This is a genomic window from Gilvimarinus chinensis DSM 19667, from assembly GCF_000377745.1.
GTDB classification, from domain to species: domain Bacteria; phylum Pseudomonadota; class Gammaproteobacteria; order Pseudomonadales; family Cellvibrionaceae; genus Gilvimarinus; species Gilvimarinus chinensis.
This window is the reverse complement of the sequence record NZ_KB898715.1, coordinates 15,014-27,180: the sequence shown is the minus strand read 5'-3', so window position 1 is coordinate 27,180 and position 12,167 is coordinate 15,014. Positions and strand designations below refer to the sequence as shown.

The 12,167-nt window shown below is 47.9% G+C and carries 10 protein-coding genes; 6 read left to right on the top strand and 4 right to left on the bottom strand.

The window, feature by feature from the left end:
- Both D568_RS0117765 and D568_RS0117760 read left to right on the top strand, forming a co-directional pair.
- Complete coding sequence (locus tag D568_RS0117765; RefSeq protein ID WP_020210960.1) at positions 1–840, top strand: hypothetical protein; 840 nt, start codon at positions 1–3, stop codon at positions 838–840.
- A 143-nt stretch (positions 841–983) separates the two neighbouring features.
- The gene (locus D568_RS0117760) at positions 984–1,619 is read left to right on the top strand and encodes a hypothetical protein (RefSeq protein WP_020210959.1); all 636 of its coding nucleotides are present in this window, start codon (positions 984–986) and stop codon (positions 1,617–1,619) included.
- A 675-nt stretch (positions 1,620–2,294) separates the two neighbouring features.
- On the opposite strand, the gene D568_RS0117750 is transcribed toward D568_RS0117760, so the two are convergent.
- Both D568_RS0117750 and D568_RS0117745 read right to left on the bottom strand, forming a co-directional pair.
- On the bottom strand, positions 2,295–2,585 hold the full coding sequence (locus D568_RS0117750; protein ID WP_020210957.1) for a type II toxin-antitoxin system RelE/ParE family toxin: 291 nt from the start codon (positions 2,583–2,585) through the stop codon (positions 2,295–2,297).
- Positions 2,575–2,817, bottom strand: coding sequence for a CopG family ribbon-helix-helix protein (locus D568_RS0117745; protein WP_020210956.1), 243 nt, complete (start codon positions 2,815–2,817; stop codon positions 2,575–2,577). The genes D568_RS0117750 and D568_RS0117745 overlap by 11 nt, the downstream gene beginning before the upstream one ends.
- A 159-nt stretch (positions 2,818–2,976) precedes the next feature.
- On the opposite strand from D568_RS0117745, the gene D568_RS0117740 reads away from it, so the two are divergent.
- Positions 2,977–3,333: a hypothetical protein gene (locus tag D568_RS0117740; RefSeq protein ID WP_020210955.1), complete on the top strand. Its 357-nt coding sequence runs from the start codon at positions 2,977–2,979 to the stop codon at positions 3,331–3,333.
- A 129-nt stretch (positions 3,334–3,462) separates the two neighbouring features.
- Here D568_RS0117740 and D568_RS0117735 read toward each other — a convergent pair whose 3' ends face one another.
- The gene (locus D568_RS0117735; RefSeq protein ID WP_026287139.1) at positions 3,463–7,242 is read right to left on the bottom strand and encodes an SIR2 family protein; all 3,780 of its coding nucleotides are present in this window, start codon (positions 7,240–7,242) and stop codon (positions 3,463–3,465) included.
- 295 nt (positions 7,243–7,537) lie between these two features.
- Here D568_RS0117735 and D568_RS21865 point away from each other — a divergent pair, with 295 nt between their 5' ends.
- From D568_RS21865 to D568_RS0117720, 3 genes are all read left to right on the top strand, one after another.
- Complete coding sequence (locus D568_RS21865) at positions 7,538–7,708, top strand: hypothetical protein (protein ID WP_020210952.1); 171 nt, start codon at positions 7,538–7,540, stop codon at positions 7,706–7,708.
- Positions 7,709–7,713: 5 nt separating this feature from the next.
- Complete coding sequence (locus D568_RS22300; protein ID WP_020210951.1) at positions 7,714–7,986, top strand: type II toxin-antitoxin system RelE/ParE family toxin; 273 nt, start codon at positions 7,714–7,716, stop codon at positions 7,984–7,986.
- 261 nt (positions 7,987–8,247) lie between these two features.
- A complete protein-coding gene (locus tag D568_RS0117720; protein WP_020210950.1) occupies positions 8,248–10,425 on the top strand; it encodes a TonB-dependent receptor in 2,178 nt (725 codons plus the stop codon).
- Between the two features lie 288 nt (positions 10,426–10,713).
- Here D568_RS0117720 and D568_RS0117715 read toward each other — a convergent pair whose 3' ends face one another.
- Positions 10,714–12,156, bottom strand: coding sequence for an Nramp family divalent metal transporter (locus D568_RS0117715; RefSeq protein WP_051084097.1), 1,443 nt, complete (start codon positions 12,154–12,156; stop codon positions 10,714–10,716).
- Positions 12,157–12,167 lie beyond the last annotated feature (11 nt).

The window sequence follows — 12,167 nt, the reverse complement described above, 5'->3', positions numbered from 1 at the left end:
TTGAGCTATAAGGTTTTGTTGTTAGCTGTCTTTTTAACCGCTTGCTCCACCCCCGGTCCAGATTACCTGGAACCGGGTAAACGGTACATTATCGAACAACCTCTGGGACACCCCGCGATGTCTTTTAAAATACCAGAGAATGGAAGGTGGTTAACCTACGTAAAGGATATCGAGCATATAGACCAGGCAATAACCATCGATAAATACAGTTCTGAAGGGTTCGTAACCTCTATGACGCTTGGCATGGTTGAAGGAACTTCAGATCGAATAGCGCTAGAGCACAGGCAGTCCCTTAAGCAGTTTCTTATTGATGGTAATATGGAAGCTTACTTTACTAGATACTCATCGAAGTTTGTCGATGGCAAGCAAGTGAAAAGAGTGCCTGGAACCTACTTTGAATTTAACGATACGAAATGCATGGCAATCGGCAATTTCCAACCCAGAAAGGTTGCACTCGGAGTCTATCTAGATGGGGTAATGATTACTTGTTATCTCGTGGTAGATGGTCAACTTAAGGATTTGTTTATGCGTAGATCTTTCGCGGTGAATGAAGATTTAGAAAACTCCGAGTATCACAAAAGAAAGCAACAGGCCGTTGTGGGTTCTAAAGACTACGACCTAGACTTGATTTTCCCCGAAGATTTAAAAGGGATACGAGACAGTATTCGAATAATAGGTAATAAAGTAAGCCAGAATTACGACGACGTTGAGGACAAGACTATTTTTGATGTTCCTCAGAGAATGTCGACTGGCGAGACCTTGGAGGAGTACAAGGCGAGATTAAAAAGCGAGGGAAAGGCCTGGCGGCCTATTACCCTAAACCCGGATGGAACCTTTTAAATACCTGACTGAATATCCACGCTTGATGATCTAATTCGGAACGAGTTTATTCAGAAAGGGAGTGATAAATTAATTGAACTAATAACCGCGACGGTTTTTCGGATTGTGTAGAAGGTGATCGTAGGGACTTGTAACCTAATTTAATGTTCCAAACAAACAGACCGGAAGGTGAAACCTCGCTGTTTGGATTTCCTTTAGTCGATTCGGTCTCAGATTTACCAGGATTTTTAGGGGGGAATTATAATCAGGGGGAGGGCGGATCACTGGGCGGCAGTATTATTTCTTTGCCAAAACTTTTTACCGATGATAGTGCTCATAGCAACTATATTTGTCAAACAGCAGCATGTACTAAAGAACCTGAACTTATGCCCTCAGCTGTGCAGACTTTTCGGGATGGTTTCCGTACGCCGGGCACAGATGGTGGAGGGTATATACGCCCTGAGATTTTTTATCCACCTAGGCCTGCGTCAGGTGATTATTCTAATCAGTACCAGTGGAGGCAAACGTCAGTTAATATAAATGAATCTTCAGATACTGGCCGAATACGCAATTCGAATCCCGACTTGGAGCAGTTACCTAGGGTTCAGCAGCTATATCAGTACCCAGAGCATAATATTGGGCCGAAAGATAATCTAGACGGACCTCCAATTGATCTGACATTGCATGTTGCCCCCGAAGGTGGCGGTCAAAGAGATCAAGATAGTGAAAAACGGCAGATAACTCTTCCAGAAAGAGTAGACGAGGCCGCGGAGAATCATGGGGAAAGTGCCGATGAGTAGACAATACGGTGCTTTTTTTCAGGCTCTGGGTGTAGCAATAATTTCTATAATAGGTACGGGCTGCTCTTTAGATCCAAATTACGTTAATCGAGATGCGTTAGAAAAATTCCGATCATTTACTTTATGCGCAATGGATGGTGAGGAGGATACATTATATGGTTTGAGATACAGCTTTAATCCCCCCCAAAGGTACTTTTCTCCTCATTGCAATGCATCGAGAGTTCAGTACTATCCAGAGAAGGATAGACTTTGGCTTCATACGCATGGTCCAGGGCTTTGGGTCAAAGGATTAATGAGTGGTCATTATGCGTTTTACAATATGGATATAGACACAACTTACCATTGGCTAAAAAATCTCCACAACTATTCTACCCCTGGGCGATATAAAATAAAAAGTATGGGGAATGTGGCCAGGTTCAACCTGCCCCCTATCTTTTTTAGTTGAGTGGATGAAGGATTATTTTTCCGGAAAACCCTTGGCGAATAAAAAGTAGGTGTAAATGGGTCGCCTTATGTGTTGCCGAGAGAGTTTGGAGAAAACCTTAAGTTCACAATTCAAGACTTGCCCCGGATGTTCCCAACCATTTAAATAGACCTACGTTCAGCTGGATATGATGAGAGTGGAGAGCGGTGCTACGTAGAAAACTCCTGTCGTTCGAGGAGCTTTACCCGAAATTACCAGTGTTTAGGCCGGCGCCTAGAGGTATGGAAAACACGCAGAACCTCGATGCGATTTAATCTCGGTCTGACCCGGTAGGGGATGATGTAACGCGTACCAGGGACGACCAACTCGCGCGTGCCGTAGATGCGCCCTGGACTGCCCATGGCAGGGTTGTCTGGCAACAAATTAACGGCATCAAAAACTCTCTGTACGACGAGCCTAGCTGCTGCCGAGTCATCTTTGGCAATGTATCCGGCTTCGTCATCGAGGTTCTGGAGCGCTTTGCGAAGCCACTTAACCTGCATTCACATCCCACTTGGCAAATGTCCTTTTAACGTCCTGATCACTGGCAAACTCGCCATTATCGGCCTCTTTGAAAGCCTCTTTGATCTCTTGAATTTGCCACTCGTTCAGCTCAATGAAGTCGCGCAAAGCTTCAGTGGCAAGGAAGGATTTAGAACGGTGAGTTGCCTCGGCAAGCTGGTCAAGACGTTGCTTTAACTCTGGCTCTAGACGGATAGTCATAGTGGTAGACATGGGAGCCCCCCATAAGTGTACAGTGTACACACTGTAGCACATATTCATTGGTGAAAGGAGGTATATAGTCTGAGTCGCCAGATATAAAAGCAGATATCTAACCTAAGACGTAACGCCAATTCTGTTAACCTACAAAGCTCCACTACTCAGGGAATATCAATGTCTGAAGATCCGTTAAAAACCTTGTCCGACCAAATCACCGAAGCTCATACTAAAATTCAGCAGACCCATCAAGACATTAACCCGGTGGTAGCGGTGCGGCGTGGTTTGCGCGATACCGGTATTCCAGCCGATGTTATGAAAGTTGATTGCTTGCGAACACGCAAGCGCATTATGTTGATACTGCATGACGCAGAACAGGGCATGCTGCTCTATCAATTTGCCAATTTGGATGATGAAGCCAGTGATCAGTTTCAGCGTAAGCGGCTGGGTGAGGTGAATGTTGATTTACTGTTTGAGTGGATGCAGGATTACTTTTCCGGTAAGCCTTTATCAGAAAGTAATTATAAGCAATAACGTTAACTTCCCGAACGCGGAGAAGATTCAGGCCAGCTCTGAAATCCACAATTCAAGACTTTATCCTAATGTTTTTGAATTAAGTAAACTCTCACCGAAATTCGGACTCGCGAAGGTTAAATGTATAAATTAACTTCTTTCCACAAGATCGATAAGTCTAAGATAGCGAAAATCCGCAGCTAATCTCGGATTTGCTTCAGCAATTGAACTAAGCACGCTTGAAAGCTCGTATAACGGTCGATGGAGTACATGCGGCGTAACGGTATCAACTAAATCCAAGGTGGTCTCTGGAAACCGTATATTAAGAGATCGCTGTCCAGAAATTTCCCGAGTAAACCGATAAAAAAATTGGTGTGCGCTCTCAACAGGTGCAAGAAATGGCTTTATTGCGATGTAAACCTCTGGAAATTGTTCATCAGTATCATCAAGCAGTCCAATCCATGCTCTGACCGAGGTGGAGGTTCGTAGTTTTCGCTCTCTGGGCCAAACATGTTTGAGAAACGGAATGACAAGTTGGTTCCATCCGTTTATCTTTGTTTGACCAACGTCGCCAAGCCAATAGATAAACTGATTACGACAATTATCAGACATAGAGCGAAGTGCTGAGCGCATCTCTTGATTGCTAATCCCATGAGTCTTATCACGGCAAAAAATGTGTAAGTGACCGATCCACTGAGCGGCTATAATCGACAGCTCCCCCGCCCAGGAAAATTGATTGATCCATGGAAAAATATTAACTAGAAAAGGTTTTATCAAGCGAGCCAAGGGTGTCCAAGGTACTCGTCCGCTATGTAGAAGCCCGTTCCAAGCAGGCTCCGACATTGGATTATCAAATGCTAGCATCGGAAGAATGCGCGTCTCTGTCCAGCTAGGATCTATATACATAAGCCTATTGAGCTTAATCATTGTAATAGTTACAGCATGGTCGCTGCCTTCACCGGGAGCAGAAAGAAGCCGCTCTAAACGAACCTTTATATGCTCTGGGATCAAAGAACCCTCTTTGGTGGTATCGTTATCTGCTACTTTATAGAGAGCTTCTGTACAAAACCCCAAGCAACCGTAGAGCGCATGGTCATGCGTTCGCCTTGAGCGCTCGACAACTTCATCACCGATATTACTCGCACCAATCCCGCTTGTTGTTGCCTCTGCACCTCCACTCAAAATACCATCAACGATGTGATCGTAAACCGACCAGCCAAGACCTTCGTCTAGTTCCAATACTGATATGAAGTTATTGTCGAGCCATCGGCTCAGGTCATCCCTCAACTCAATGACGACGCTGAAGGGCAACCGAGAAAGCCTGTGCAGAAATACTCGCTGAAGGCGGATAGGACAATTATCTGGCAGGTTCTGTATAAAAGACGTCCAGAACCCATATGGGTAATTTCCACTTTTACCAGCAAGTGTCAGAGCAGATAACGCCCTTTGAGGCTTGGCTTTTACAAGGCCCGTAAAAGGACGTTTCTCGGAAAAACTATAGAAGTCACTCCCTGAATCGGCTTCAGCGGTAGGAATTATTTTACAAAGGGGAGTATTTAATAAATTACCGGGTTCCTCATTTCGACTGATCCAGCCAGCCCGCGCTCCATGCTCAAAGACTATACAGTTAGCAGCCTCATCAGTCCAATTCGGTATATTTTTTATGATCGCATTAAGCCGTGCTTTATGTTTTTTTAACAGGTGACAACCTTTTAGCTCAAGGTATTTTGTATATTGCCCAGCATAACAATCTCTCCATTTTGTATATTCACCTTTCGATATATGATCCGGCTGATCAGGGCCGGCGAGAAGACGTTCTGTTAATTCGATTTTATGCTTGTATTTGAATTTGTCCCACCTATCCTCAATTAAAAACAGCAGCTCACGAGCAACCTTGCGATCCCAGAAAGCTTCCTGGCTGAAAGAGAGCAAATTTTTCGCTACACTGTCAGAAGAAAATACTTGAGTTTTCGACAATGCGTATAACTTAAGCTTACGGAAAAAATATTTGTCAGACTCTAACCAAAGGCTAGCATGTGCATTTGCAATCTGTGGGTGAAGATCACATAACCTTTCGAAAAGCTGAACGAAGAAGATTATGAAATCCGCACCCTCATCAAAATATCGCGTTCCGGTACTCTCACGACCTGGGTAGAGCGTAGGAATATTAAAGTAGGATTTATTTACATCCGTCAGTAAGTTTGATGCTACAGCGATCTCGCGGCACAGAATGTTGCACACCTGAGGTAATAGCTCGTCAGGAACTTCAAGTTTGTCATCATGCAATACTGGAAACTTGACCTCAAATTGGCCAATATCTCTCAAACTAACTTTATCCCAGCTCATTGTGGGTGGGGGAGAGAAGCCATTATACAATGATGAAACTGCTAATCTTGGCTTAAATGCTTTTGAAATGTACCGGAGAACACTGCCAGACCAGCCTTCATTAACTATCTTCTTACGAAGATTGAACCACCCGTCATCTCTTCCAACTAAATATCTCTCCTGATGATGCTCAAGAATTAAGTTCCAAATATGACAGGCTCTCGGGTGTAGCCCCGCATCGTTGAGAACCTTCGATTCGAGCATCCTAAGCAACTCGGGGTGCAATCCACTTTTCTGAGCAATCCACCAAGCTGTCACGGGGCTATGGACAGATTTAACTATCCAGCTATTGAGGTGCTTAAGCCTTGCAGGGAGGGATTCTGAGGCACCGAAAAGACCTCCAGAAACGCTAATAGATTCATTAGGAATCTCATCGTCTACTCGTAATCTAAACAAGTTGTCTTGCGAATCACATTCCTCGTCACCATCTAACCCATATATTTCCTTCGGATCGACTTGTTCGTCATCATTCCCTAAGCCTCGAAATGGCTGAGCTGTCCGTATCTCCGTATCGAACACACAGACCCACTCCGGATGAGGAGTTGGATCTGCATCAAGAAATAACTTCGATCCATGAGAATTCCTAACGGCATGAGCAACTTGACCACGTTGATAAGGAGCCATACTTTTGGGATCACGCTGCGCAGTTGCGATTACACCTTCCCTCCACAATCGTGGATCGTCAGCACGGTTAGCCCAAGCCTCCATCGTTTTCCATAGATCAGTATGATCAGAGTAAGCTATGGCCGTCACCCCCCGATCACGCCACTTAGCCTCAATGTCTTCCTTCAATCCTCGATCGAAAGCGTAAAGGCGAGATGAGTCATATTGGCCATCGTGATTAAGCCCCTGCAATAGGTATTTGATCGGGGGATCTTCGGCTTTATAGCCGACAAGGACAACCGTATAACTTTTTAAGAGATTTCGGACAAAATTGGTAGCCCAACCCTCAGCCAAATAAGCTCGTCCAAAGTCCGCGCTGCTTAGAACGTAAGGGTGATGTTCTGCATTAGCATCCACTAGCCTGCCGTGTAAATAGGTAATGCCTTCAATCGCTATACCCAGTGTAATGTCGGGAAACCTAGGCGGAATGTGAATGCTCAACTCATCGGCACTTAGTCCAATTTCGAAGAGTCGATCAAAGTTTGTTGTAACGACTTGGGGGCGGCCACTTTTACTCGAAGATATGCGCTTAATAAGGTCGTGCTCTCGTCCAGCGCTGGTGGTTTTCAAGGATTTACTTAATCGCTCCGAAACTAATGCGTTGACTTCGTCTTTACCGTACTCCTGATGAAGTAAATTGAAGATTTGATCCAGAGGCATATTCGCGCTAGCTGGGTCATCTACCCAAGGCTGAAAGCTAGACTTAATTTTCGTACTCTCTGGCGGATCAAAAAAATCAATTACATATTGAGTTAAGCCTATAAAATCAGGCATACCAGATGGCAGAGATACTCCCGCACCACATAAAAATACAACTCGACCAGCATCACATTGGTCTAGAAGAATGTCAGGAATATTTGGTCCGTCAGAATAAAATTTCATATTTCTACAAGTTAAGCGAAAATCAAATTCAGGCCATTTATTTCACACAATAAAACTGAAAAGGCTAACCTGACTCCAACTTAAAATTTCTGCGAATAAACTGACGAGTCAAAGGGAGGGAAAGCATTGCGTATATCCGGGTCATGCCCGCTATTATCTAACCTTCCTGACTGGTTCAATCTGACTTATCCTGGCCTGCCCCTGGCAAGCGGTTTGGGTGATAAGCCTTACGCGCTATGCGGCTTAGTGTGCCACGGCGTATTGGAGCTGACAACCGGGAAATAGATAAGAAACAATGGGGCCAGGTGAAGCTTATGACGCTAAAGCCATAGGTACTGAAAAGCACGAGGCCCTAGCGCGCTGGGAGACGTATCAGGAAACCGGTGAGGTGGTGAGCAATGATGCCATGACCGAGTGGCTAGACTCTTGGGGTACAGACGCGGAGAAACCATGCCCCGTTAAATAGTCTGGTTGCCGGGCGCGGCGAAGGATGTAGCGCGCTTACGACGCTTTATTGAAGAGAAAAACCCAGGGGCTGCCCGTCGCGCTGCGAGCCGAATCATAGAGGCTACGCCAGTGTTGATGGAAAACCCTGAGGCGGGAAGGCCCGTTGAAGAAGCCCTGCCATTCCGGGATCTATTTATATCCTTTGGCAGTGGTCATTATATTTTGCGCTATCGGCCAGAGGGCGACCGGATAGTGATTGCCCGTGTTCGCCATAGCAAGAAACAAGACTTCTCATAAGAAAAAGAATAAGCTGGGTCAGATGAAACTTGTGGCCCAGTATCTACCCTTTCGATTGGCCCAATGCTGTTTATCGTGGCCTGCCCCTACCCTTTTCTTTTAAAGGTGACCGTTTGCAGCGTAACGTTTGTGATCACAGGTGCATCAGGCTCGCCTGTATCAGTTTTACCTAACCCAGTCCTAATTCACTAGCACAGAAACACAAATGAAAACGATTGTCGTTTATAATGGCGTTTTTATCACTAGCTTTCGGGACACGTCATGAATATGAACCGCACTCTGCTCGCGGCCTTGCTGGCCAGCGGGGCCCCTTTCGCTTTTGCCCAAGAACCTGACACCGACGCTAATGCTTCTGGCACCGAGCCCGGTTTGGAGGAGATGGTAGTCACCGGCCAGCGCTCGCAGGTGGAGTTGCTGCAGGAGTACTCGGGCGGGCAGGTGGCTCGCGGCGGCCGTGCGGGTTTGTTGGGCAACCTGGATTTTCTCGATGCCCCTTTTTCAGGGACGGCTTATACCGCCTCTTTGGCGGCGGCGCAGCAGGCCGAGAGTGTTGGGGATGTTTTACAGAATGACCCCGTGGTGCGGGTTGCCAAAGGTTTTGGCAACTTCCAAGAGGTGTATATTCTGCGTGGTTTTCCGGTCTACTCCGACGATATTACCTTAAACGGGGTATATGGCATTTTGCCCCGGCAGTTTGTCGCCGCCGAACTGGTTGAGCGGGTAGAGGTGTTTCGCGGGGCCAATGCCTTTTTAAATGGTGCCGCACCGGGTGGCAGCGGCACTGGGGGCACGGTTAATTTGGTACCCAAACGGGCCCCTGGCGAGGGTATTGCTAAGTTAACCGCCGGGTATGAGTCCGACGCGCAATATCAAACCGCGCTTGATGTGGGCCAGCGCTTTGGTGAGAACGACGCCTGGGGCATTCGCGTTAATGCCGTTCGTCGTGATGGCGAGGCCGCCATCGAAAACCAAGAGCGAGAGCTTACTGTATTCTCGCTGGGCACCGATTATGCTGGCGAGCGCTTTCGTTTCTCGGCCGATTTTGGGTATCAGGACAACCATGTCGACCAACCCCTGCCGCAGGTCACCCCCTTGGGCGACATTCCAGCCGTGCCTGAGTCAAACCGTAACTTTGGTCAGCCCTGGACTTACAGCGATGAAAAACAATCCTTTGGCGTGGTGCGCGGCGAGTATGACGTGACCGATGCGGTTAAGGTGTGGTTAGCCGGTGGCGCGCGCAGCGGCGAAGAAGCCAACCTATTGGCTAACCCTAAGTCCGATGCCGACGGCAACCTATCCTCCAGCCGTTTTGATAATACCCGCGAAGACGATGTGACTTCTTTAGATGGCGGCGTAGAGCTAACCTTTAACACCGGCTCAATAAATCAAACAGTGGTGTTTTCGGCCTCGTCTGTCGATTTGGAATCCAAAAACGCATTTGCCTTTTACTTAACGCCTTTCACCTCCGATCTGTATGATCCGGTGGTGGTAACTCCACCGCAAACCGATATTTTCCCCGGCGGCGATTTAAACGACCCCTTGCTGACAGAAAAAACCAAAAATGAAAGTCTGGCGCTGGCCTATACAGCGGGGCTGCTGGATGATCGTTTGTTAGCCACCGTTGGCTTACGCCACCAGAACATTAAAACCAACACGTTTGATTACAACGACGGCTCAGAGTTATCGGGTTACGATGCCTCTAAAGTAACGCCGGCCCTTGGCCTGGTGTGGAAGAGCTCCGACAACCTTTCTTTTTACGGCAACTATGCCGAGAGCCTTCAGCCGGGGTCGGTAGTGCCCGCCATCAGTGGTGGTGTAGTCATCGATAATGCCGGTGAGGTGATTGACCCGCTTACCGGTGAACAGGTGGAGCTGGGTGTTAAGTACGACGCTGGCACTTTCGCGACTACGGTCAGTGCGTTTACCCTGGAGCGCGCCAACACAATTGTGGTTGACCAGCGGGTTGAACCCTCCGGTCGTCAGGAGAATAAAGGTATTGAGGTTAGCGTATTCGGCGAACCCAGCGAAGGCGTGCGGTTGATTGGTGGGGCCACCTATTTACAGTCGGAGCTTGCTCGCACTGAAGGTGGCGTTAACCAAGGTAACTCGCCTATTGGTGTGCCAGAGCTACAAGCTAATTTCAATATTGAGTGGGATGTATGGGCGGCTAGAGGCTTAACGCTGGAAGCACGAGTCGTGTACACCGACAGCCAATACGCCAATGAAGAAAATACCGTAGAGTTGGATAGCTGGCAGCGTTTTGACCTAGGGGCTCGGTACGCCACCGAGCTTAACAATACGCCGGTTACCTTACGCGCACGTTTAGACAATGTGTTCGACGAACACTACTGGGCCTCCACCGGTGGTTTTCCGGGTGCCAATTATTTGATTATGGGCAATCCGCGCACTCTGTCACTGTCGGCTTCTATCGATTTTTAATGCGACTTTTACGGCATGAGCACCAAGGGCATTCTTACCTGGAGCTGGGTTCATACCTGCGCCAGCCTCGTCTCTACGGTTTTTGGGTGAGGGTTAGATGAATACGCTTGGAGTGGTTGCCACCGCTTCAGCATTGCTGATTGTGGTTTAGGTTTTAGTTAAGCCGCGACCCACACCTAAATAAGTAAAATCAGCGCTTAGGACGGCATTCCCGGCCAAGCCGCTGACAGATTAGCGAACAGCCGCTTCACAATTAGCGTTAAGCTTGATCACGCGCGTGTGTGCTTTTTACGAGGCACCTGAGCCGCCCGCCACTAAATCCCACACATACAACCCGGCAAACCCTAAATAAAACAGACCCGCTGTCGCCATGCTTACCGTTGCGACGATGCCGGGGCGTATGCCATCGGCGAGGCGTGTGCGATTAACGTAAAGTGCGGCGAGCGCAATAAAAGGCGTATGGAGTGCGGCGACTATTCCAGAGGCGGACATGACTTTAACCGGGTCTTTAAACAGTAAAACGATAACGATGGGAATAATGCCGGTTACGGTAACCACGAAAATTCTCTTTAAGGTTTTTCGCTTAAAAAGCGTGATACCCGATTTATCTTTAAGCCAATTTTCCAATGCGTGAGTTTTGCCAGCTTGACGGCTATCGCGCAGGTCGCGGGTGAGAATCAGCGTCATATCCGCGAAGCTTCTGCCCCAGCCGTCTTGGTTGGCAAGCACGCTGCCGCCCAGGGCAATAATAATTGCGGCCAACAACAGGTATTCACCCCAGCTTCCCCACACTTCGGAAAACAAGCCGGTTAAATCTGTGGCGACATCAGTACCTTTGGGAATGTCGCCGCTGCCGCCAAGTAACTCAGCCCCTAGAATTAAAAATGCAGTAATTACCAATAAGCCACCCACTACACCAAGGGTAGCCGCTCCGGTCATCACCTTGACCCAATCGTTTAACCGCTGAGACTTTACGCTTTGGTCGTTGTCCTCGGTAGCGGGAGCGGACTCTTTACACTCGTCGTCTTTATCGCGACTTTCCAGGCCACCGCCAAAGCCTCGGGTGGCAGTCCAGTAGCCAAACCAGACAATGCCCATGGAGCCAGCTAATATTGTTCCCACCCAGGGTAAAATGATGTACAGCTCTGACTCTTTAGGCCACGTCGGTGTCAGCCCCTTAGCCATTTTGGTCATATCGGGTGAGACGACCACCGCTGCAACAATGACCATAACCATTAAAACCAAAGCCATAATGCGGCTTATGCGCTCAAGCGCCGAGTACTGCCCACCGGCCACCACCATAGTGGATAACCCGATCAACAGGGCACCGTACAAAGTGGCGTTACCCGGTAAAAAGCTTTGCAATGCACTGCCGACCACACCGGCTAAACCTGCAATACCCACACTGGCCGCCAGTAATTGCGGCACCAATATAAACCACACCGCCCAACCTTTGGGGCCTTTTAAGGTGTACATGCCCTCCAGCATGGTTTGGCCGCTGGCAATAGAGTAGCGCGCCATTTCACGAATCATGACCCACATAAAGAATACGACTAACAGCAGCAACCACAGCAGCTGATATTCGTAGGCGGCTGCCACGCGAGGCGTAAATAAAATAGAACCGGTACCTACCGCCGATAACATCCACAGTAGACCGGGGCCATACCAACGCAGTTTACTCCAGCCTGATGGCGGTTCGGGTGTGGAGGCGCGAACGTGTAAACTTGTCACGATTGTCTCCC